The 22,379-nt window shown below is 60.7% G+C and carries 21 protein-coding genes and 2 pseudogenes; 12 read left to right on the top strand and 11 right to left on the bottom strand.

All coding sequences use genetic code 11. The features are described 5' to 3' along the window. The first annotated feature begins 2 nt into the window (after nt 1-2). The 7 genes from KSW38_RS06365 (at nt 3) to KSW38_RS06335 (ending at nt 6,046) form a co-directional block, all read left to right on the top strand. Nucleotides 3-992: a C-terminal binding protein gene (locus KSW38_RS06365; RefSeq protein ID WP_216923738.1), complete on the top strand. Its 990-nt coding sequence runs from the start codon at nt 3-5 to the stop codon at nt 990-992. Then, the gene (eno, locus tag KSW38_RS06360) at nt 989-2,293 is read left to right on the top strand and encodes a phosphopyruvate hydratase (protein ID WP_254186109.1); all 1,305 of its coding nucleotides are present in this window, start codon (nt 989-991) and stop codon (nt 2,291-2,293) included. The genes KSW38_RS06365 and eno overlap by 4 nt, the downstream gene beginning before the upstream one ends. Continuing rightward, entirely contained in the window at nt 2,290-3,336 is a 1,047-nt protein-coding gene (locus tag KSW38_RS06355; protein WP_216923737.1) for a phosphotransferase family protein, read from the top strand. The genes eno and KSW38_RS06355 overlap by 4 nt, the downstream gene beginning before the upstream one ends. Next, entirely contained in the window at nt 3,333-4,289 is a 957-nt protein-coding gene (locus KSW38_RS06350) for a fumarylacetoacetate hydrolase family protein (protein WP_216923736.1), read from the top strand. The genes KSW38_RS06355 and KSW38_RS06350 overlap by 4 nt, the downstream gene beginning before the upstream one ends. Next, complete coding sequence (locus tag KSW38_RS06345; protein ID WP_216923735.1) at nt 4,286-5,224, top strand: quinone oxidoreductase family protein; 939 nt, start codon at nt 4,286-4,288, stop codon at nt 5,222-5,224. The genes KSW38_RS06350 and KSW38_RS06345 overlap by 4 nt, the downstream gene beginning before the upstream one ends. 314 nt (nt 5,225-5,538) lie before the next feature. Next, nucleotides 5,539-5,706, top strand: coding sequence for a hypothetical protein (locus KSW38_RS06340; RefSeq protein WP_216923734.1), 168 nt, complete (start codon nt 5,539-5,541; stop codon nt 5,704-5,706). A gap of 121 nt (nt 5,707-5,827) precedes the next feature. Next, the gene (locus tag KSW38_RS06335) at nt 5,828-6,046 is read left to right on the top strand and encodes a hypothetical protein (RefSeq protein WP_216923733.1); all 219 of its coding nucleotides are present in this window, start codon (nt 5,828-5,830) and stop codon (nt 6,044-6,046) included. 67 nt (nt 6,047-6,113) lie between these two features. Here the strand turns inward: KSW38_RS06335 and KSW38_RS06330 are convergent, their stop codons facing one another. Next, on the bottom strand, nt 6,114-7,385 hold the full coding sequence (locus KSW38_RS06330) for a glycosyltransferase (RefSeq protein ID WP_216923732.1): 1,272 nt from the start codon (nt 7,383-7,385) through the stop codon (nt 6,114-6,116). Then, nucleotides 7,382-7,978, bottom strand: a complete 597-nt coding sequence (locus tag KSW38_RS06325) for a TetR/AcrR family transcriptional regulator (RefSeq protein WP_216923731.1) — start codon at nt 7,976-7,978, stop codon at nt 7,382-7,384. Before KSW38_RS06325 ends, KSW38_RS06330 begins: the two co-directional genes overlap by 4 nt. A 256-nt stretch (nt 7,979-8,234) precedes the next feature. Between KSW38_RS06325 and KSW38_RS06320 the strand changes: the two genes are divergently transcribed. Beyond that, nucleotides 8,235-9,509: an MFS transporter gene (locus KSW38_RS06320; RefSeq protein WP_216923730.1), complete on the top strand. Its 1,275-nt coding sequence runs from the start codon at nt 8,235-8,237 to the stop codon at nt 9,507-9,509. 145 nt (nt 9,510-9,654) lie between these two features. On the opposite strand, the pseudogene KSW38_RS06315 reads toward KSW38_RS06320, so the two are convergent. The 9 genes and pseudogenes from KSW38_RS06315 to KSW38_RS06275 all read right to left on the bottom strand — a co-directional run. Beyond that, nucleotides 9,655-9,872, bottom strand: a pseudogene (locus tag KSW38_RS06315) (NAD(P)(+) transhydrogenase (Re/Si-specific) subunit beta); the annotation flags it as partial. Between the two features lie 411 nt (nt 9,873-10,283). Further along, nucleotides 10,284-11,296 (bottom strand): annotated as a pseudogene (locus KSW38_RS06310) (citrate/2-methylcitrate synthase). Nucleotides 11,297-11,407: 111 nt separating this feature from the next. Next, nucleotides 11,408-12,163, bottom strand: coding sequence for an SDR family NAD(P)-dependent oxidoreductase (locus KSW38_RS06305; RefSeq protein WP_216923729.1), 756 nt, complete (start codon nt 12,161-12,163; stop codon nt 11,408-11,410). A gap of 51 nt (nt 12,164-12,214) precedes the next feature. Next, nucleotides 12,215-13,429, bottom strand: coding sequence for an acyl-CoA dehydrogenase family protein (locus tag KSW38_RS06300; RefSeq protein ID WP_216923728.1), 1,215 nt, complete (start codon nt 13,427-13,429; stop codon nt 12,215-12,217). Between the two features lie 47 nt (nt 13,430-13,476). Further along, nucleotides 13,477-13,707 carry a hypothetical protein gene (locus KSW38_RS06295; protein ID WP_216923727.1) on the bottom strand — a complete coding sequence of 77 codons (231 nt, stop codon included), beginning with the start codon at nt 13,705-13,707 and terminating at the stop codon, nt 13,477-13,479. Between the two features lie 33 nt (nt 13,708-13,740). Beyond that, nucleotides 13,741-15,057, bottom strand: coding sequence for a dihydrolipoamide acetyltransferase family protein (locus KSW38_RS06290; RefSeq protein ID WP_216923726.1), 1,317 nt, complete (start codon nt 15,055-15,057; stop codon nt 13,741-13,743). A 12-nt stretch (nt 15,058-15,069) separates the two neighbouring features. After that, the gene (locus KSW38_RS06285; protein WP_216923725.1) at nt 15,070-16,056 is read right to left on the bottom strand and encodes an alpha-ketoacid dehydrogenase subunit beta; all 987 of its coding nucleotides are present in this window, start codon (nt 16,054-16,056) and stop codon (nt 15,070-15,072) included. After that, on the bottom strand, nt 16,053-17,135 hold the full coding sequence (locus KSW38_RS06280) for a thiamine pyrophosphate-dependent enzyme (RefSeq protein WP_216923724.1): 1,083 nt from the start codon (nt 17,133-17,135) through the stop codon (nt 16,053-16,055). Before KSW38_RS06280 ends, KSW38_RS06285 begins: the two co-directional genes overlap by 4 nt. After that, complete coding sequence (locus KSW38_RS06275; RefSeq protein WP_216923723.1) at nt 17,132-18,223, bottom strand: Glu/Leu/Phe/Val family dehydrogenase; 1,092 nt, start codon at nt 18,221-18,223, stop codon at nt 17,132-17,134. Before KSW38_RS06275 ends, KSW38_RS06280 begins: the two co-directional genes overlap by 4 nt. A gap of 149 nt (nt 18,224-18,372) precedes the next feature. Here KSW38_RS06275 and KSW38_RS06270 point away from each other — a divergent pair, with 149 nt between their 5' ends. The 4 genes from KSW38_RS06270 to KSW38_RS06255 all read left to right on the top strand — a co-directional run bounded on the left by KSW38_RS06270 (nt 18,373) and on the right by KSW38_RS06255 (nt 22,375). Further along, nucleotides 18,373-18,879 (top strand): Lrp/AsnC family transcriptional regulator, encoded by a 507-nt coding sequence (locus KSW38_RS06270; protein ID WP_216923722.1) that lies wholly within the window; start codon nt 18,373-18,375, stop codon nt 18,877-18,879. Nucleotides 18,880-18,925: 46 nt separating this feature from the next. Beyond that, nucleotides 18,926-20,734, top strand: a complete 1,809-nt coding sequence (locus KSW38_RS06265; RefSeq protein ID WP_254186108.1) for a gamma-glutamyltransferase family protein — start codon at nt 18,926-18,928, stop codon at nt 20,732-20,734. 92 nt (nt 20,735-20,826) lie between these two features. After that, nucleotides 20,827-21,546, top strand: coding sequence for a GntR family transcriptional regulator (locus tag KSW38_RS06260; RefSeq protein WP_216923721.1), 720 nt, complete (start codon nt 20,827-20,829; stop codon nt 21,544-21,546). Nucleotides 21,547-21,661: 115 nt separating this feature from the next. Continuing rightward, nucleotides 21,662-22,375 (top strand): DUF1275 family protein, encoded by a 714-nt coding sequence (locus KSW38_RS06255; RefSeq protein ID WP_308169293.1) that lies wholly within the window; start codon nt 21,662-21,664, stop codon nt 22,373-22,375. Nucleotides 22,376-22,379 lie beyond the last annotated feature (4 nt).

Genomic DNA, 22,379 nt, shown 5'->3' with positions numbered 1-22,379 from the left:
GCATGACACAGCAGCAAACCGTCCTGCTGACCGACCGGGCCTGGCCCGACGACAGCATTGAACGGGACATACTTGAAGAGGCTGGATTCCGCGTGGTTGCCGGCCCCGCCGACCCCGCGCCGGTGGAAGCCATCGACGCCTTGGTCGCTGAGCACCAACCCGCCGCAATCCTCACCTGCTGGGCGACCGTTTCTTCGGAAGCGGTCTTGTCCTCTGCCTCTCTGCAGATCGTCGCCCGTATGGGAGTGGGCCTGGACAACATCGCAGTACCTGCAGCTACGAATCGCGGTGTGCTGGTTACCAATGTCCCGGACTACTGCGTTGCGGAGGTCTCTGACCACGCCGTCGGACTGGCCCTCGCGTGGACCCGCGGCCTGGTTGCAGCCGACCGCGAGGTTCGCGCTGGCAAATGGAACCCGGCAGGGGCCCGGCTTCGCCGACTATCCACCCTGACCTGTGGCGTCATCGGTTACGGTCGGATTGGCAGGGCAACCGCTGCTAAACTCCGCGCACTTGGCGCCCGCGTGGTGATCAGCGACCCTCATGCCCCTGCAGATACCGACGGCATGGAGGCCATGCCCCTTGACGACCTTCTCGCGGCCAGTGATGTTGTTGTCCTGCACGCGCCTTTGGTGCCCCAGACCCATCACCTCATCGGTGAGAGGGAGCTGTCCTTGCTTCCGCAAGACGCATTCGTGATCAACGTCAGCCGCGGCGGTCTGATCGACACCGCAGCGCTGGTGGCGTCATTGGAAAGTGGGCACATCAGTGGAGCGGGCCTCGACGTCCTGGAGGAAGAGCCGACGGTTCCCCAGGAACTACTGGCGCACCCCGGAGTCATCGTTACCCCCCACATCGCCTTCGCCTCCGACGCATCGGTTATTGACCTGCGTCGCAGTGCTGCTGAGGAAGTCGTACGCGTCCTGCGCGGCGAACCGGCACACTACCCGTGCAACACGCCCTCCCCTCTCACAACTGGAGTGTCATCTTGAGCGCAATCCAACTCGTCCACGGCCGCCAGATTTTCGACTCCCGTGGTCGCCCCACTGTCGAGGTCGAAATTGTCCTGGACAACGGCGCCTTGGCGCGTGCTTCCGTTCCCTCCGGCGCCTCCACCGGCACCCATGAGGCCCACGAGTTGCGCGACGGGGATGACTCGGTGTTCGACGGACTCGGTGTTACCGCCGCAGTCGAGCATGTGAACGGCGAGATTGCTGCAGCGTTGCATGGTCTCGCCATCGACAACCAGCGTGCAATCGACGAGCGGCTGCGGGAACTGGATGGGACCCCGTCCCTGTCGCGCCTCGGGGCCAACGCCGTTCTCGGCGCATCACTGGCAGTCTGCCGAGCCTCCGCTGTGGCCAGCGGCTTACCGCTGTACCGACGGATCGCCCAGCTCGCCGGCACTGAGGAACCGGTTCTGCCGATGCCAATGGTCAACATTCTTTCCGGCGGTCTCCACGCCGGCCGTGGCATGGACGTCCAGGATTTCCTGGCCGTCCCGGTAGCAGCGACCTCAGCCCTCGAAGCGATCCACCTCACCTCCCGCGTCAGAACCGCCGCGGCCAGGCTTTGCGCAGACCGGGGGCTTCCAACCCTGCTGGCAGACGAGGGCGGTCTCAGCCCTGCATGCCGCACTGCCGAGGAGGCCCTCGAGCTGATCACACTCTCCATTGAGGCGGCGGGCCTGCGGCCCGGCACTGACATCGCGATCGCCATCGATGTGGCTGCCTCCTCCCTCTTCGACAGGGACACAGGTGATTACCACCTGCGGCGACAGGAACGGCACGTCAGCACCGCGGAAATGATAGACATGGTTTCCGCATGGGTGGATAACTATGCAATTGTGTCGATCGAGGACCCCCTCGACGAGGACGACTGGGCCGGTTGGGAGACATTAACCACCCGTCTGGGAGACCGGATCAGGCTGATCGGGGATGACTTGTTCACTACCAACAGTTCACGGCTTGCTCAAGGAATAGCCCGCGGCGTTGCCAATGGCGTCCTGGTCAAGGTCAATCAGAACGGCACACTGACCGGCACATTGGACGTGGTCGCAGAGGCCCGCGCAGCAGGGTATGCCCCTGTTGTCTCGGCGCGATCCGGGGAGACCGAGGATGACTTCCTCGCGGACCTGGCCGTAGGAACCGCAGCGGGGCAGATCAAGATAGGTTCTGTCCGGAACTCGGAACGACTGGCCAAGTACAACCAGTTGGTCCGAATCGCCGAAGACACCACCCTTGGGTTCAGTCAGCTGCCTGCCTTGGGCTCCACCCCCGTGGCTGTCCGGTGAGCGCGTACGAGCCTGAGTCCCGTGTCAGGGAGTTCCTGCTCCACCACGGGCTCATGCAGCCTGCCGAAGCCGCTGTGCTCACGCCCCTTGCCGGTGGCGTGAGTTCGGACCTCTGGCGGGTAGACCTGCCCGGCCGTAGCCTCTGCGTTAAGGGCGCGCTGGCCAGGCTGAAGGTGGCCCAAGAGTGGCTCGCACCCACCTCGCGCAACCGCGTGGAATACGACTGGCTGCAGTTGGCCGGCACGATCACTCCAGGGCAGGTTCCGCAGGTACTCGCCTATGACGAGCAGGCCGGTCTCTTCGCCATGCAGTTTCTTCCTCCCGAGGACTATCCGGTGTGGAAGACGGAACTCCTCGCCGGGCACATTGAACCCACGGCCGCGTATGCAGTAGGAGACCTCGTTGGCCGGCTGCATGCAGCAAGCGCCAAAGACCCCTCCGCTGCGGCCAAGTTTGCCACAGACGATAATTTTGACGCTTTACGCATCGAGCCATACTTCCGGGTCACAGCCCGCGCAAACCCTGATGTTGATGATCGAATCGATTGGTTGGCTGCAGTGACCACCGGTACACACCTGGTGGTGGTCCACGGTGACGTCAGCCCCAAGAATATCCTTCTGGGACCGCACGGGCCTGTGCTGCTCGACGCCGAGTGCGCATGGTTCGGGGACCCGGCGTTTGACGTGGCGTTCTGCTTGAACCATCTCCTGCTCAAAGCGATGGTCCTCCCCGACCACATCGAGCAATTGCACCGGTCCGCCCAACTGCTGCTGGAGGGCTACATGCAGCACATCAATTGGGAACCGGCGGCTCACCTCATGGGACGCGTCGCGGCGCTCCTGCCGCTGCTCGCCCTTGCCCGGGTGGACGGCGCGTCCCCCCTGGAATACCTGTCGCCAGACCAACGGCATCACGTGCGGGACCTCGCGCGATCACGGATGGCACGTCCGATTCCCGCCATCGACGTCGTTATCGACGACTGGATGGTGGCAGCCCGAGCCACCACGGCAGGAGCGCCGCCGATCAAGGAGCCGGCACCGTGACGTTCTCGCTTGCGACAACCCGGATTGACGGAACGCCGACACCAGTCCTTAGTCTTCCTGATGGGCGCCTTTACAGGATCGCCGACCTCTCTCCCGGCTTACTCTCCGACAAATCCCCAGCCGGGCTGATGGCTGTCTTCGAGAACTGGGAGACGGCCGAGCCGTTGCTGCTCGAGGCTGTTGACACCCTCCAAGAACGTGCTGTCCAGTCAGTCGACCCACCAGTGGACCTCGGAGACTGGCTTACGCCGTTGCAGTACCCGAGAAAGGTCATCTGCACTGGGGCGAACTACTACGACCATGTCATCAACGACGGCGGCCACGCGGGTTTTTCGAAAGAGGACAACGTTCCTGTCTTCTTCCTCAAGCCACCCACCACGACGCTGGTGGGTCAGGGCCGGTCCGTCCGCTATCCGAACCAGACCGAAAAGTTCGATTACGAGCTTGAGTTGGCATTCGTCATCGGCAGGGCCGGCAAGAATATCCCCGTAGGCCGTGCTCGTGAACACATCGCCGGCTACACCATTGCGTTGGACTTATCCGCCCGCGACTGGCAGCGCCATCCCAAGCACCTGGTCAAATTCGACCTGTTTGGAGGCAAAGTGTTTGACGACAGCTGCCCGCTGGGTCCGGGGATCGTGCCGGCACGCTTCATCGACGACACCAACCTGCAGTTGCAGTTCCGGCTCAACGGCGAACTCCGACAAAACGCCAATACTTCTGACCTCATCTGGTCGGTGCCAGAGCTAATATCCCTGATCAGCGAACACATGACCCTTGAACCCGGTGATGTCATACTCACCGGAACCCCGGCCGGGGTAGGGCTCGCCACGGGCACGTGGATGAACGTCGGGGACCAGCTGAAGGGCGAGATCAGCGGCCTGGGGGCCATCAGCGTGGAGATCATCGACGGCGCCAATACCCAACCTCCGTCATCAAAGGAAAGACCATGAAAGCAGCAGTCCTCACACAGGCTGGAACCATGCCGGAGTACGCGGACTTTCCCGAGCCCCAAGCTGTCAGCGGCCATGTGGTCGTCGACATCGCTGCGGCCGGGGTCCACCACCTCGATCTCGCGAAGGCATCCGGTGCCTTCGGCAATCCGGGCACCCTGCCCTACGTCATCGGGGTAGACGGCGTGGGCCGGACCTCCACCGGGCGCCGCGTCTTCTTCACGGCACCGATTTCACCCTACGGCTCCTGGGCAGAGCGCACTTTGGTGCCCGAACAGGATTTGCTGGACCTCTCGGACGACATAGACGATGTCACCGCCGCCGCGCTCGGTAACACCGGGCTCGCCGCCTGGCTGGCACTCACTTGGCGGGCGAACCTTCAACCCGGCCAGAACGTACTGGTCCTTGGCGCGACCGGAGCACTGGGGTCGGTCGCTGTCCAGCTCGCCAAAGCCCTCGGCGCAGCCACGGTGCTTGCTGTCGACCGGGATTCCGACCGGCTGGCCCTTTCCCGCCAAAGAGGAGCCACGGACACCGTCACCATCACACCGGAGACCGACTTGGTGGAGGCCTTCCGAAACACCGTTGATGGGCGGGGCTTCGACGTCATCATCGATCCCGTCTGGGGCGAACCGGCACTTGCCGCCATGCGCGTGGCCGCACGGGGCGCCCGTCACATTCAGATCGGCCAGTCCGCGGCCCCAACCATCGAACTCCCTGCCGACATCATCCGCGCAGCACGCCTGGAACTGCTCGGCTTCGCCCACGTCGACCCACCGGCAGAAATTCGCCGAAACGCCTATCTGAAGCTCACCGGGCTTGCGGCCACGGGTGCCCTGAACGTTGATACGACTGTCCTGCCACTCGCCGATTGCCAGCAGGCATGGGAGATCCAGCAACAGGGCTCCCCGCGCAAACTCGTCCTTACCCCCTAGTCCCGGCGATTTAGTCCGGGCGATCAGGAGGAATCCAATGATTAGCCAGCCTACTCATTACTACGTTGAGGTCAGGATTACCGATGGTAACCAGCTACAAAACCAACTCAACGAAGCCATCGGGAACGCGATCCGGGAAGGCCTCATGAACCCTGGCCGCGGAGTGATGGTTACCCGTCATGACCTGCAGACGTTCTCGGTGGAACTTACCCACGACGTTCCCTACGGAACGATCTCCGAGCGCGAAACGTCAGACCTCCATCCCGCGCCGCAAGCAGTCTACGAAAGCAGCCGACCCGTCTCCAGGAGCTTTTATGTACAGCGAACTCAACACACCATCTCCGAACCGGCGGATCGAGTCGGATCAGGAGGCCCACGAAGAAACCAACCGGATAATTGACCAGACGCCGGACGGTGAGGCCCTGATCGCGCTGCCATGGATCGGCTGGCACTACGTCAACGAAGTTCACCGTGGAAAATGATAAGCGACCCTCCGTCCGCGCCCCAGAGCGCAGTCGGGTTATTCCGAAGCCCCCTTCGGACTGGAGGCTTGCCTCAGGGGCAGCCTTTCGTGAACACGAGCGACGACGTGAACCCCTGCTTATGAAGCACTGGAAATACTTGTGGCCACATGAATACATTGAACTCCGCCGTGGAAACACCGTGTTGGGCACGGGATACGTCGACGAAACGACCGACGACGCAAGCGTCATATGGATTCACCTCGCCAACGGTCGGGGCCGGATCCTGGTCCATTACGACGACGGAATCGATATATGGCGCCTGGACGCCCGCATCAGTGGTCACCGAGGCCACTCCTAGACTCGGATGAGATGTTCAGAATTACACCATCAAAGAGCGTTCCGAGTGCCAGTCTTTTGCTGGGTATTCAGCGCGATAGCAGCTCCTCCAAGGCATCCGCCCCTGCCACAGCGCCTCCAGCGGCCGCATAACCGGCCGCGACACGACGCGCTCCCTCCGCCTTATCACGGGCCTTTTCGACCGCTTCCCTCAGCGAGTCCGGGGTGAGCTTCCTAGGGCTTAGCCGCACCCCGGCGTCGGCCGCCAAAACCCTGGCCGCAACCTCATGCTGGTCCCTCCCAAACGGAACCACCACTACAGGCACCCCTTTGGCCAGCGCCTTCTGGGTGGATCCCATGCCGCCATGGGTGATGGCGACAGCGGCCCTATCGAGCACCAGCGAGTGGGGCACGAAGTGCTCAACCCGGGCGTTGTCCGGAATGGCATGGATAGCGTTGGTGCCGGATGCCCGTGTGGCGCCTGCCGATCCGGCGTTGGCGGCCGGCAGCGTGGCTACGACAGTGTAGGGCTCTTTGGCGAGGGCCTCCAGGGCGGTACGCACCAGGTTTTCGTCCGCCTGATACTCCGAGGACGTCGTCACAAGCACCGCAGGGTTCTGCATTCCTTCGAGCCACGGCGGTGTACTGACAGGTGGTTCCCACGTCACGGAGCCGATCATTCGGATGCCCGGGGCCCAGTCGGGGTGGGCATACTCGAAGGGTTCCGCGGTGGTTACAAGCATCAGTGGGGCTGTCCGGAAAAAGGCGTCCGCAGTGCGCACCGGCGGTAGCTGCCCTCCAGAAACCTCTGCACGCAGGCGGTTCATCCCCGGCATCATCAACTTCTCGACGGCGCCAATCACCATGCGTCGGACGACGGCGTCACGGGCGCTTCCCAAAAGTCCTGGCATGGGAAGGAGCCCCGGACCGAAAGGCGGTGTCCCCTTGGACTGGAGAGGCGGGGTATAAGGGCTGAATGTCGCCCACGGAAGGCCGGAGTGTTCGGCAACAATGCGTGCACCCCAGGAATTGATATCGACGAGCGCAAGATCAGGGCCGACGTCGTCCATGGCTGCACGGAAGTCCGGTGCATCGAAGCGGGCGCGCGAGGTGAAAGTGTCAACGCTGGAGGCGAGGGCGTCTTTGGTCGACTTCGTGAGATAGTCCCGCGCTTCGATTTCGAGCAGCCGCTCGTCGACCGCTTCTGCGTGGAAGCCAAGATCCCGCATGGTTTGGACTTGTTTGGGGAGCGTTCGCAAGTGCACCTCGTGGCCCCGCGATTTCAGCTCCAACAGCAATGGAACCATGGGAAAAAGGTGGCCGATGGCGGGCGAAGAGTAGGCGAGGACGATGGACATCATGGTCTCCGGGTAAACGGCTCAAGCATCTCGAGCAGCGAAAGAGTGACCTGGTCGCGGCCCAGCCCTGCATCGTGGCGGAGGAGCTTCCAGGTGTAGACGTCGCACAGGGCGACGAACTGGGCAAGACGGCGATCGCGATCCGGCTCATTCCTGAGAAAGGGGTCAAAGACCCGTTCGCACCATTGCCGGTGCAGTTGCCGGCCCCCCTTCACGATTTCAGCCAGGACCGGTGACGAGCTTTCCTCGGCGAGCAACTTCAGCGCCAGTGCCCCCGTGGTTTCGTAATGTTCAATCAGATTCTCGACGGCGGCCCTCACGTCGCCCGCCGGAGCGGCATCCCGCTGGGCCATCACCCGGGCGGATGCGAACTCTGCGGTGGCGTTGATCAGGCCCAGACGGTCCCGGAAACGGCGTATCACTGTTTGCACGGTGACCCCAGCCCGTTCCGCGACAGCATTGAGGGTGAGGTCGGAGAGCGGACCCTCCATGAAGAGGTCTTCGGTTGCCTGCAAGATGCGACGTCCGGTTTCCGCCGCAGAGGAGGCTCGTTTACTCATGTTGTAGGAGCGGCTCTCCGTCCCACTGATTTTCATGTTAATCAGACTAACGTGAATTCCGCTGGAGGTCCAGAGTGTTTGCAGCGGATGGGTGCCGCGATGATGTCGCCCCACCCTTGACGCTGCCCGCCCTTACGTGAGATCGTCATCACATCAAACTGGATCCAATCACTAACAAATAAGATCCAATCCATATTAACCCGAGCCAGTTTGCAGCCTTTGGGCCTTGCGGCATGCCAGATGTTCCTCCGCTTGCCGCGGCCTCCCCAACCAATGGCCTAGTAGGAGTCCCATGCCATCCCCAGACCTCACCAAGCTCTCCAGGAATGACTCGACAATCCAGCAAAACAGCGGCGGCCTGAAGCTGTCCGAGCTAAGCGGGCGCGTGCTCTTCTTTCTGCTGGTCCTGGATCTCTCGTATTTCATCAATGCCATGGACAGACAGGTCTTCGCCGTCCTTCTGCCGGATATCAAGGCGGCTTATGGGCTCACCGGTGGCGAGGCGGGCATCATCGCGACCATTTTCACACTTGGCATGGGGCTAGCTGGGGTTCCGGCTGGTTACCTGGCCGATCGATTCGGCCGTAAAAAGGTGGTTCTCATTAGCCTCCTGATCTTTTCGGTCAGTTGTGCCCTCCAGTCAGTGGCCGCAGGAACACTGGACATGGCACTATGGCGAATCCTTTCTGGCGTAGGCGAAGGAATGCAGGTCGCTGCACTCTTTGCGGCAGTAGGGGCATACTTCACTCGTCACCGCGGATTGGCGCTTGGCTCTATCAGTGCAGCTTTTGGCTTGGGTGGTTTTACCGGCCCGTTGCTTGGCGGTGCCATCGTTTCGGCAACGGGCGACTGGCGCATTCCACTCATCCTGTTCGGTGTAATTGGCATCCTTATCCTTTTCCTGGTTTTGGCACTTGTGCCCAAATCCTTTACGGAGGTTGGTCGTGGGGATTCATCATCGAGCTCGTCGTCGGAGATGACCACTGGCCTGCGGTTCTTCAACCGGCGAGTCCTGTGCTGTGTCGTCGTGGCCATTGCGGGAGGTTTCGCAATCTATGGGTACTTGGGGCTGTACCCGACCTATCTACGGGAGACACTGGGATTCACGCCTGCAGAAGCTGGCTGGGCAGCGAGCATGTTTGGAATCGGCGCCCTCGGAGCCCTCGTTGGAGGCGCGATCGCAGACCGTGTTGACCAGCGATTGCTTAACGTCGTGGGTTTGCTTTCCATCATGGTCCTGGGAGTAGCCATATTTGGCTTCGCTGCCTCGCTGGCAGTTCACATGATCTTCTCGGCACTGCTTGGCGTTGCCTTCAGCGGAGTTCTCATCACGAATACAAGCGCCCTAATGCAGCGATCTGTGGACCCAAAGTACCTCGGCCGAGTCAGCGGCCTAATGATCGCAGCAATGTATATACCCGCCAGCGCTTCCGGCTACTTCGTAACCTTCATGCAAAGCAACGTAGGGTGGCAGACCGCCGGAATCATCCAATTGACGCTTATTCCAGCCATCGGCTTGATTGCCATGGCTGCCATGGGCAAGCTGCCTGCAGGCAGCAAGTCCTAGTACTCCCCTAAACGGCGTCTGCCTTCCTTGCGAAGGCAGACGCCACTTGGCGTTTCGCTTTGGCGGCCAGGACACTGGCGTACTTCGGAGGAGCCTGGCCCCTGACCTCCTCAACTTTTCGGAGCTATGGCCAATGGTGTCGAAACCATCCTCGTTTGAGGGGCAGTCCTGCAATTGGGCTGTTTGGATCTTCTGCTGCTGCAGGGTCCACCGTATCGTCGGCCCCAATGACAAGGACGACGGAGGTCGAGGAGAGGTCTTCGTTGATCTCGTCCATCTCAATGTCTATATATACGGGACTTTCGCGAGTTGTTTGGCGAGTTCTGCAATCGGGTATTGAGCCGGGGCTACGGCCATGCCATGGAGAGCTCCGAGGTCGAGGACGTTCCTGCCAGGCAGCATAAGCGGTAGGGGCCCGGCGCGGGTCCCGGCTTTCGGGTTTGTGCGTTGCGATGTAAGGCCGCGCCGGGAAAATCGGCTGGCTAGCCATGGCTGAACGTCGGCCTTCTTTTTTCCATGAAGGCCCGCATCCCCTCTTTTTGGCCTGTGCTGGAGAAGATTGAGCGGAAGCGCCTTCGCTCGAACTGAATTCCGGCGTCCAAAGTGATGCTGAAGGCGGCGTTGACGACCGGTCCCACCCTTGGAGCCAGTCCTCGAGGTACATGTCAAAGCCTCGGGTCGGTTCAAGCGGATGACGCCCACCGTCCTTCATAGGAGAGCTCAATGCTCCCGAACGTCTCAGGAGCAGGCTGAAGTGTCGTCGAGAGTTGGCGATCAGGCATTGGCCACGCACTTTTTCGGTAGAGGCCGTTCTTCCGGTCCGTTGTATTCGCTGAGCGGTCGGATGAGGGAGTTCGAGGCGAACTGTTCCATGATGTGCGCAGTCCAGCCGGTGATGCGGATGGCGACGAACAACGGGGTGAACGTTTGGGTGTCGAATCCCATGAGGTGGTAGGTGGGTCCGGCGGGGTAGTCAAGGTTGGGTTTGATGGCCTTGGCTTCGTCCATGGCTTGTTCGAGTCCGTTGTAGAGTCCCAGGAGTTCGGGCCGTCCGTAGTGGGCGATCATCTTGTCCAAGGCCGCTTTCATGGTGGGTACCCGGGAGTCGCCGTGTTTGTAGACGCGGTGCCCGAAGCCCATGACTTTCTTCTTCTGTGCCAGGGCGTCTTCCATCCATGCCCGGGCCCGTACGGCGGCTTCTTCCATGGATTCTTCGCTGCGGATGCCGATCTCGCGTAGAGGATCATCGAGACGTTGAAGGCCTCCACAACCTCGTCCACTGGGTCTTCGCCGAATGTCATCCACAGGAAGTTGGCCGAGTAGTCCAGGTCCTCCCGGGGCTCAACAACGTCCTGGCCGCGACGGCGGCGCTGGTCGTAGGCGACCACGGCAGGCATCGCAGCCCAGAGAGCGATAGCCTTCTTCATGTTGGCATCGGGGGATGAATCTTCGGCCAGCTCGTGCCGGGCTCCCAGCACGGAAGCAGCCGTTCGGCACACGTCCATGGGGTGCGAGGTGGTGGGCAGCGTGTCAATAACTGACTTGACCACCGGGTCCAGGGCACGCCCGGCGCGTTCGCGGGCAACAAATTCAGCCAGTTGGGCATCGTCGGGCAGTTCGCCGTTCCATAGCAGGTAGGCAACCTCTTCAAAGCTGCACTTCGCGGCCAGTTCCTGGACCGGGTATCCCCGGTATAGCAGCGAGTTGGTGTCCGGATTGACCTTCGAGACGGCGGTGTAGTCCACCACGACGCCGGCAAGGCCCTTCCTAATGTCTGCTTGGGCCATGTTGGAATCGTTCGGTGTGGTGAGGTTCTCCTCAGGCTTGTAAACACGGACGTGGTTGTTCACCGTGGATTGGTCCTTTGGTTGGTTTGTGTATGGGGTGATCCGGCCCGGCTATCGAGGCGCCATCCGGAGGGCACCGTCCATTCGGATTGTTTCCCCGTTGATGTAGTCGTTTTCGATGATCGAGATGGCCAGTTGGGCGAACTCATTGGGTGATGCCAATCGCTTAGGGAATGTGACGCTGGCTGCCAGGGCTTGACGTATTTCGTTCGTGACGCTGGCCATCATGGGTGTTTCCACAACACCTGGTGCGATTGCATTGACGCGGATTCCGTATTGCGCGAGGTCCCGTGCGGCTGGAAGGGTGAGGCCGACGATGCCGGCTTTGGAGGCAGCATAGGCAACCTGGCCGATCTGTCCTTCGAAGGCCGCTATGGAGGCAGTGTTGATGATCACTCCGCGCTGACCGTGTTCATCGGCCTGCGTGAGTGAAATGGCCTCTGCAGCCTTGGCCAGGATGTTGAAGGATCCGATCAGGTTGACTTGGATAACTTTGGCGAAAACAACCGGATCGTGCACTCCCCCGCGGGCTAGAATGCGCATGGTGGGAAGGATCCCGGCGCAGTTGATAACGGTCCGGAGCGGTGCCCCGGCTGCGGCTCTGGCCACGGCCTGGCGGACATCGTCGACGTCGGTTACGTCCGCCGGGACGTATTGAACGCCACGTGCGGGGATACTTTCCTGAATGGCACCGGGTAGATCAAGGGCGAATACTTCTGCGCCATGACCTGCCAATGCACGGACTGCGGCCGCGCCCAGCCCTGAGGCGCCGCCTGTGACGATGGCTGATGTGTTGTTGAGATCCATATCCGGGTCCTCTTATGTGATGTGTGGTGGGGCGGAGACAGGGGGGCAGTTTTAGGCGAAAGCGGAGATTCCTGTTACTGCGCGGCCTACGAGTAGGGAATTGATCTCGTAGCTGCCTTCGTATGAATAGATCGCCTCAGCGTCGGCAAAGATTTTTGCCATCTCGAAGTCGGTGCTTATGCCGTTGCCGCCAACGATCGAGCGCCCAAGCGCGACGGTCTTGCGCATGTTGGCGGTGCAGCTGGACTTGGCCAAGGCTGCATGGTCCATGGTCAGGCGGCCGGTTCCACGGAGGCGGGCGAGCTGAATCATCAACGACAAGGACATGGTGGCATTGCTGACCATTCTGGCGAGTTGTTCTTGGATTAGTTGGAAAGAAGCGATTGGTTTGCCGAACTGCTTCCGTTGCATGGCGTATGCCCTTGCCACATCAAAAGCCGCGAACTGTTGTCCCACTGCCTGCCAGCTCACCCAAACCCTGGAATGAAGCAGTAAGGAGTTGGCATCCTGAAACGTTGAAGTGCCGGGCAGCCAATTGCTGAACGGGATCCGTACGTTATCCAGCGTGATGTTGGCGTTTTGAATGATTCGGACAGAGATCTTGTTGTTGATGGCCTCGGCGCGGAAGCCGGGCGTTCCTTTTTCGACGATGAAACCCTTGATTTGTCCGTCCGCGGTGTCCCGGGCCCAAACCAAGACGAAGTCGGCAAAAGTTGCGTTTCCGATCCACCTCTTGTGCCCGTTGAGGATCCACGCGTCGCCCGAGCGTGTAGCTGAGGTTTCCATTTCACGGGAGATGTCGGACCCATGAAGGGGTTCAGTCAGGGCGAAGGCACCGATCTTACGGAGCGCAAGGAGATCCGGCAGGATTGTGCGGCGCTGCTCCTCTGACCCGAGTTCCTGGATGGCGGTCGTGAAGAGTTCGTCATGAACGCCGAAGAAGGTGGATACGGAGGTGTCCGCGCGGGCGAACTCCATCTGGATCAGTCCAGCGAGGAGAGGGCCACGACGGTTCATGCCTGTCAGCTGTTGCCTGGCCAGGCTTGGAATGAGCTCGAATGGAAATTCAGCACGATTCCAAAAGTCGACGGCGACCGGCCGCACCTGCCGTTGAAGGAAGTCCCGTGCCTTCAAATACAGCCTATGTTCCTCGTCAGTCAAGAGGTCCGAAAGGAACAGCAAGTCCGCTTCTACGTACGGGGGCGTCAGGCCGGGTTCGTCGCATGCTGCGAATACAGACGGTTCCGTCTCCTTGAGTACGGTCATGGTTTCTCTTTCTGAGGAGTCGTTAAGTGGTGCTGTGACCCATGGGGTCATCGGACCCGGCCTATGGCACGGAGCCGGTCTTCGGAAATGTAAATCTTGAAGCCGGAGCTTTTGTCCACAAGCTGCCGGCCGAATCCCTGGCCCTGTTCGAGCCAGACGATGGAGCCGTCGGGTGTGTAGGACTCAACGACTCCTTCTCGAAGGAAATCCCGGCCAATTCGGATTTCCACCATGGCCCCAGCGAGGATGGTCCAGTCATTGACGATGTAGTACTGCATTTGGCCCATGTTTTTGGTGGGTGCCGTACAGACTTAGATCAGTGCCAGGCCAGGTTCACGGAGCAGGGCCGCCGTGTCGGCCAAGAGCTGCGACCCTTGCTGGCCGTCCATGATCCTGTGGTCAAAGGAGAGCGCCAGTTGGAGGACCGTACGGGGCTCGATTCGTTCACCCTGTTCATCGTGAACGACCCACGGGGTACGCCGGGCAGTTCCGACAGCGAGAATTGCCGCCTCTCCAGGATTGAGAATCGGGGTTCCCGCGTCGATCCCGAAAACACCGATGTTCGTGATGGTAATTGTTCCGTTGGCCATCGCTTGGGACTCGGTTTTCCCAAGCCTGGCAGTTGAAGCCAGATCCGAAATTGCTGCTGCCAGCCCGGCAAGCGGCAAGGGCTGTGCGTCCTTGATATTGGGCACGATCAAGCCGCGCGGCGTTGCTGCGGCAATGCCTAGATTCACCTTCTCAAACTGCACGATTTCCTGCGAGGACTCATCCCACGTAGCGTTTGCTTCCGGCGTGCTCTTCAGGGCATGGAGGAAGGCCTTGGCGACAAACGTGAGCGGGGTCAGCTTCACGTCCGCAAATTCGCGGCGACGAGCTATCTGCTCCTTCAGCTCCAGGGTGCGGGTGATGTCGACTGCCACGAATTCGGTGACGTGGGGAGCTGTGAAGGCTGACTGCACCATAGCTGCCGCGGTGTGCTTTCGGACTCCCCGGACAGGTATCCGGAGATCGCCAGTGCCGCTTCGGGAAGTTTCGCCTGTCGTCGCCGGAAGGTTTTCTCTGTCTGAATGGGCCTTGAGCACGTCTGCGCGGGTACAGATTCCATCATTTCCGGTTGCCCTAACCATCCCGAGGTCGACGCCAAGGTCCTTAGCCAGCTTCCGAACCGGAGGCGTTGCCTTGGGGCGACCAGCTACGCGCTCAGAGTTGCCGGAGGGGCTGCCGACGGCGGTTGCCGGCGTGGTTGCCGGCGTGGTTGCGGTCGGTCCAATGCGTGGACCCCGTCGTCGACGACTTGCCACTTCCCGTGCCCCGTAGCCGACCAAGAGTTTGGGGTCGTCGTCGGTGGCTGCTTCGGAGGGTTCTGTCGCCTTGATGTTCTTTGCAGCGGTGGCAATGCTGATGATTGCGCGGCCTACATCGACGGTCTCGCCTTGCTGAACCAAGAGTTCGCTGACTTCCCCTTCAAAGGGGCAAGGGAGTTCCACAAGCGATTTGGCGGTTTCGATTTCCACGATTGCCTGATTGACGGCTACTTTGTCGCCGCGCTTTACCAGCCAATTGACGATCTCGGCCTCCGTAAGCCCTTCGCCTACGTCCGGGAGGGCGAATTCCTTGATGGTCATTTTTACCTTCCGTTAGTAGCTGAAGCTGCGGTCAATGGCGTCGAGGATTCGGTCAAACCCTGGCAGCCATTCCTCTTCCAGGCGGCTTGCCGGGTAAGGGGTGTCATAGCCGGTCACCCTGATGACTGGAGCTTCGAGGGAATGGAAAACGGCGTCCTGGACACGTGAGGCGATCTCGCTGCCTAGGCCAACACTGCGTGAGGCTTCATGGGCCACCACCAACCTTCCAGTGCGTTCCACCGATCGGACAATGGTTTCGTCGTCAATGGGAGACAGCGACCTCAAGTCGATGACTTCAACGTTCCGGCCTTCCTCGGCGCAAACGTCGGCCACTTTCCGGGCAACGGGCAAAAGGGCGCCGTATGCAACGAGCGTCAGGTCCTCGCCAGGGCGAACGATGCTGGCCTTCTCGAGTGGACCTGGTAGGCGGCTCAGGTCCACTTCTCCTTTGAGCCAGTAATTGCGTTTGGGTTCCAGGAAGATCACGGGATCGTCGCTTCGGACCGCCGCGCGGATCATGTCGTAGGCTTCCTGGGGTGACGAGGGTGTCACGACCTTCAGTCCAGCGGTATGCGCAAAGTAGGCTTCGGGAGACTCGGAGTGGTGCTCAATGGCACCGATGCCGCCGCCGACAGGAATCCTGATTACTACGGGCAAGGAGATCTTGCCGTCCGAGCGGTGCCTGTACTTGGCGAGCTGGGTGGTGATCTGGTTCATGGCCGGGAAAACAAAGCCGTCGAACTGTATTTCGCAAACGGGCCGATACCCGGCCATGGCTAGTCCTATGGCGCTTCCTACAATTCCGGCCTCGCCAAGGGGAGCGTCCACCACCCGGAGGTCGCCGAAACCCTTCTGGAGCCCATCGGTAACCCTGAATACACCGCCCAACTGACCGATATCTTCACCAATGAGCATGACCTTATCGTCGGCTTCCATCGCGTCGCGGAGGCCTGCATTCAGTGCGTGGGCGATAGGCATAGTGCTTGGTTGGGAGGTCATGCTCCAGCCTCCACAAAATTCAGGTGTTCGATCATTTGATCCTCAAGTTCTTTCGGCATCTCGGCATAGGTATTCCGGAAAGGATGATCTGGCGCCGGGTTGGGCAGGGCGCGGCACCCTGCCCGGAGCTTCTCAGCGAGTTCCTGTTCCTCCGCCGCGACTTTGCTCAGGAAGTCCTGGTCGATCTTGTTTGAGCCCACCAAGTAGTTCTTAAGTCGCTCGATGGGGTCCAACAATTCCCAGACATCGTTTTCTGCACCGGAGCGGTACCGTCCGTCGTCGTCGGATGTTGTGTGGGGGTTGCGGCGATATGTAAAGGCTTCGATGAGTGTAGGTCCGTTGCCTGACCTGGCGGCGGCCATGGCCTCACGTGTAGCAGAAAGGCAAGCAAGCACATCGTTTCCGTCTACCCTGATGCCTTTGAAACCAAATCCTTGGGCGCGCTGAGCCACGGCCACGCGACTTTGGACCGAATAGGGCGCCGAGATGGCCCATTGATTGTTTTGGCAGAAAAATACAACCGGCAAGTTTTGGGCCGCCGCCCAGACAAAGGCTTCGTTGGTTTCTCCCTCGCTCAGTGCGCCATCACCGAGGAAGACGAGGACAGCCCTGTCCCGTTCCGGATCCCCGGTGCCGACATCACCGTCCCGGACGATGCCCATGGCGTATCCCACGGCGTGCAGCGTTTGGGCCCCGATCACCAGGGTGTAGAGGTTGAAATTGTTTTCAGTAGGATCCCAGCCGCCCATCGTCGTCCCTCGGAACAAACCCAGTAAGTTCACGGGGTCCACTCCCCTGCACCACGCGACTCCATGTTCGCGATAGGTGGGGAAGACAACGTCCCGCGGAAAAAGCGAGGCGGCAGCGCCTACCTGGGCAGCTTCCTGGCCCAGGAGAGACGGCCACAAACCGAGCTCGCCTTGTCGCTGAAGCGCGATTGCTTCAGAGTCGACCCTGCGGGTCATGATCATGTCGCGCAGAAGCTGGGCGCAGTCAATCGACCCCGGGTCCAGCGGGAGGGCCATTTGCGATTGGTAGGTCCCGTCTTGAGTGAGAAGAGACAGCGGTTGGCTGGTCATGAATTGTGTCCTTTGGCTTCGGAAAGTCGGCGCAGGACGAGTTCCCGGGCTGCCTGGGCCGGAGTTTGTGATCCGTCCCCGGCTGCTTCGAGCATTCCGGTAACAGCTGGCCCGATCTTTGCTATTCGGTCGGTTACTTCTTCGGTTCCAAGGTCGGTGACCTCGGAGGAAACCTGGATCACCCCTCCGGCATTTGCGACGTAGTCCGGGACCCACAGAATGCCAGCGGACTGCAGCTGTTCTTCGCAGTCTGTGTCGAGTAGCTGATTGTTTGCGGCACCGCAGACAATGCGGGCACGGACGGCGGGAATGGTCTTGGGGTTCAGCGTCCCACCCATGGCGCACGGAGCGTAGACGTCGATGTCCTGGTCCAGGACCCGGTCAGTAACGTCGGTCCCGGGGTGTGTCCCTGAGACGCGTTGCAGGGCCATGGGGTCTCTGTCAGCCAAGACGACGTCCGCTCCGGCGTCGACAAGCAACCGGACAAGTTGGCTTCCAACCTTCCCGGCACCTTCAACACCGACGCGGCGCCCAGCCAGTCCTTGGCTTCCCCAGACGTAGACCGCAGCTGCCTGCATTGCCACGAAGACACCGAACGCTGTGGAGTATCCACTGTCACCCGAGCCCCCTGCGTTGCGGCCAACGACCCACGGCGTCTGCGAACCGATGACGTCCATGTCGGCAGCCGTCGTCCCCACGTCACCAGCCGTGATGTAGTCGCCGCCAAATGCGTGGACAAACTGCCCGTATGCGCGCAGGAGCTCGGGGGACTTGTCTGTGTGCGGGTCGCCAATGATGACGGCTTTGCCGCCACCCAGCGGCAATCCGGCGGCGGCCGCCTTAAGGGTCATGCCCTCTGACAGCCGAAGGACATCTGTGAGCGCTTCAGCTTCTCTTTGGTAGGGAAAGAAACGTGTTCCTCCCAGGGCCGGCCCCAAGGACGAATTGTGGATCGCAACAATGGCCTTGAGCCCGGTTTCCTTGTCACGAACCATTCGTACGCGCTCGTGACCGCTGGTGTGCTCGTCAATAATCTCGAAGGGACTGCCTTCAGCAACCCTCGGACCGTCCAACAATGCCGCACACATCTGGTGCCTCCTGCTTTGTTCAGACATTGGATCCAATACCAATGTGTCCTTCAACTGTGAATTAAGCGGGGTGATATGGTCAATTCATTTCCCTTGAACTAATCGAAACGTTCAGCTATGCAATATGAGGACGGAGTCATCTAGACAAAATGATCAGCATTGACAAGCTCGACGCCGAACTACTCAAACGCCTTCATGGAAACGCCCGGGCGGGGGTGGCTGAACTCGCCGCCCAATTGGGCATCTCTCGAAATACCGTCCTGGGAAGGCTCCAGCGGCTGGAGACTGCCGGCATTCTGAAGGGGTTCAGTCCCGTTATGAACCTTGAGGCCGCTGGCATTCCGGTCCAGGCGTTCATCGGCTTGGAGTTGGACCAGCGCCAACTCACCAGCGTCGTGGACGCCCTCAGCAAAATCCCTGAGGTCTTAGAGGTCACCACGCAAGCCGGGCGGGAAGACCTTATGGTCAGGGTGGCCTCCACCACCCTGCAGGGAGTGCAGTCCGCCGCCGCCAGGATGGTGGATATTCCCGGCGTGCGACACACGAATACGACACTGACCGTTTCCACGCCACTCCCCTACCGCGTGCAGCCACTCTTGGACCATCTGACGAGGAACTCGGGCTGGGGCAGGTCGACACCCTTGCCGGAAACCTAACCATCAAATTGGATCCAAACATAGAAAAATTGAATACACTGGTGATATGACTCAAACAGCCACGACGTTCACCCCTCCGTCGACTTCTCCCACGCGGCCCACGCTCAAGGGATCCTTTGGCATGAGCGCCTCAACCCACTGGCTTGCGACGGCTACTGCGCAATCCGTGCTTGAGCGAGGGGGCAACGCCTTTGATGCAGCGGTCGCGGCAGGCTTTGTGTTGCACGTCGTGGAACCCCACTTGAACGGGCCTGCTGGCGACATGGTTGCCCTTTATGCCCCAAAGGGCCGCAACCCCCGGGTTCTCATGGGCCAGGGCCCTGCTCCAGCCAGGGCGACCATTTCCCACTTTGCCAACGAAGGTCTGGAGTCTGTCCCCGGCGCCGGTGCGCTGGCTGCAGCCGTGCCAGCCGCCGTCGAGGCTTGGTTAACCCTGTTGGCCGATCAGGGCACTTGGGAACTTTCGGATGTGCTCGAGTATGCAATCCATTACGCCGGGCTCGGACATCCGATTGGGCACCAAGCTGCCGCTGTCATCGAAACAATGGCTGACCACTTCGAACAGCATTGGCCGACTTCCGCCGCGCAGTGGATCCCGCTAGGTAGAGTTCCCGAGGGAGGTGAGCTAATCAAAAACGGCGCTTACGCGAATGTTCTTCGAAAGCTCGTTGAAGCGGGTCATGCGGCAGGAACCCGGGAAGCGCGGATCCATGCCGCGCGGGAGGAATGGAAGGAAGGATTCGTTGCCAAGGCCATTGTGGAGTTTGCGCGAAAGCCCCACCGTCACTCTTCCGGTTCAGACCACAGCGGTGTCATAGAGCTTGAGGACTTTTCCCGTTTCGCGGTCTCGGACGAGTCCCCGATCTCCTTGGAGTTTCGAGGCGTCACCGTCGTCAAAGCCGGTTTCTGGTCCCAGGGCCCCGTGCTGCTCCAGGCGTTGGCTATTCTGAAGCATTTCGACGACGATCACCTGGACCCTTCAACAGCACTAGGCGCCCACACAATCATCGAAACCCTGAAACTTGCCATGGCTGACCGGGATTCATACTACGGTGATGCCCGCAAAGTAAAAGTTGACCTCAACGTGCTGTTCTCTGATGAGTATGGCAGGGAAAGGGCAGCACAGATTGCAGCGTCCGCATCCACACAGTTCCGGCCCGGAACACTTCCTGGTACGAGCCCCTACCCGCCGGCCCTTGTCACCGCGGCCGACCACCCCTCTGTCTTGGGTGCCGGGGAACCAACGGTCCGGATCTCGGGCGAAACCCGCGGAGACACCTGTCATCTGGACGTTGTAGACCGGTTCGGGAACATGATAAGCGCTACCCCTTCAGGGGGCTGGCTACAGTCATCGCCGGTTATACCAGAGCTGGGTTTCCCCCTCGGTACCCGCCTGCAGATGTCATGGCTCGATGCCGGCTCCCCGTCGGCCTTGAAGCCCGGGGCCAGGCCACGCACCACCTTGAGCCCTACCCTCCTTATGCGGGAGGGCCGAACCGTCGCAGCCTTGGGTTCCCCGGGCGGCGACCAGCAGGATCAATGGCAGTTGCTGTATTTACTCAGAACACTCGTGGGCGGCTACACCCCGCAGGAGGCAATTGATGCTCCCACTTTCCACACCAGTGCTTTGGCAAGCTCATTCTGGCCACGGACCTGGAACGCGGCCGGCGTCGTCGTGGAAGATCGCCTCCCGCAACACGTGATCGCAGAACTACGCGAACGCGGCCATGATGTGACCGTCGTGAATGGGTGGTCACTGGGACGGCTATCCACGGTCACTCTGGACCCGGAAACGGACGAGCTCGGAGCGGCGGCGAACCCACGCGGCAACCAGGGGTACGCTGCCGGGCGTTAGGCACCGACATTCTGCACCGCCGCAGCGGAGTCTGCAGAAGCAATCGGATAGGATCCAATTGACGACCCAACAGCGAGACAGTGGAGGCCTTCGTGACACAACCTATTGATATCGGTTCGCGCCGACAGCAGCTTGAAGGCCGGGCCAAAACCGTGGAGTCGCTGGTTGACGCACTTCAGGAAAGAATCAGCGACGGTGAGTTTGGCGTCGGTTCTTGGATTCGCCAAGAGCGCCTGGCGGAAGAGTACGGCGTCAGCCGAATGCCCATCCGGGAGGCGCTTCACCGCCTCCAGGCTCTGGGCGTTGTGGAAATCATCGCCAACCGTGGGGCGCGGGTTCAGATGCCGTCGATGCGGGACATTGCTGAGGCGTATGAAGTCAGGGGCGTCCTTGAGGGGCATGCCGCGTACAGGGCCGCCCGCTCCAGCACTCAGGCAGACATCGACAACCTCCATCAGGCTGTCAAGTGGTTCAATGATGCGGTAGACAAAGCCCGGAGCGGATCCAAGACGGCCGCCAAGGACCTTTGGTACAAGGCCAATGAACTGTTCCACGCCACGGTGATCCTAGCCGCAGGCAACAGCCAACTGAGTGCCAGCATCAGCGCCCTCCACCATCGAATGCCACGGAACCTGACGTGGGCAGCCCTGGGCGGAGATCCACGCCTTCTTGCCGACAATGCGCAGGAACACATGCGCATAGCAGAGGCGATCGAGACGAGGAACGCCGAAGTAGCCCGTCAGCTGACTGTTGAACATAGTGCACACGCCCGGGAATTAGTTGAGGTCCACGTAACGTCGAGGTCGTCGTAACAGAGATTAACAGATTGGATCCTAAAACACGTTTTTGGATACCATAAGTCATGATTCTTTCTTCTCAAATACTCCGAACCCTTGCTTGCCGCCCCGTGGTCGGTGGTTCTCAGCCGTGACGCGCACCTCAATAAAAACGGAAACAGTACACCTGTGGTTGATGCTCGCCCTTACGTTTTCCACGGGTGTGGCCGACGCCGTGGGCTATTTAGGTCTGGATAAAGTCTTCACCGGAAACATGACCGGCAACGTCGTAATTCTCGGCATGGCATTGGCGGGCGCTGATGGACTGCCTGTCCTGGGGCCCAGCATTGCCCTCGCCGGCTTCATGGCAGGAGCTGCAATTGCCGGTAGAGCGCTCCGGGGCCTGCCGTCGTCTTGGAGCTCCGTGACCACAGGTATTCTCCTGGTCGTCGGCCTTGTTCTTGCCGCAGCAGCAGTGTATCTAGGTATGGAGTCGAATGCGGGCTTTGAACTGAACCATGTCGCTCTTGCCGGCGTACTGGCAGCAACGATGGGCGCCCAAGCGGCGGCGGCACGCCATCTGGCGGTCAAAGATGTCACGACCGTCGTGGTGACATCTACTATCACAGGCCTCTCAGCGGACTCGTGGCTGGGAGCCCGGGTCTCGCAACCGTGGGCTCGCCGCCTTTTCGCCGTGGTACTCATCAGTCTGGGAGCGTCAGTCGGAGCGCTTCTCCTCAATCTTCATCTGGCGGCCGGAGTCGGTCTCTCGGCCGTAATCACGATCGTGGTCGCCATCACGGGGCACCTGCTGGGACGGCCAGTACGAGCGATTGAGCGAGACGCCCAGGCCGTCCGCGTATAGCTGC

The organism is Paenarthrobacter aromaticivorans (assembly GCF_019038615.1).
GTDB lineage: Bacteria > Actinomycetota > Actinomycetes > Actinomycetales > Micrococcaceae > Arthrobacter > Arthrobacter aromaticivorans.
Note: the sequence above shows the minus strand (reverse complement) of the source record. Positions and strands in the feature narration are given on the sequence as shown.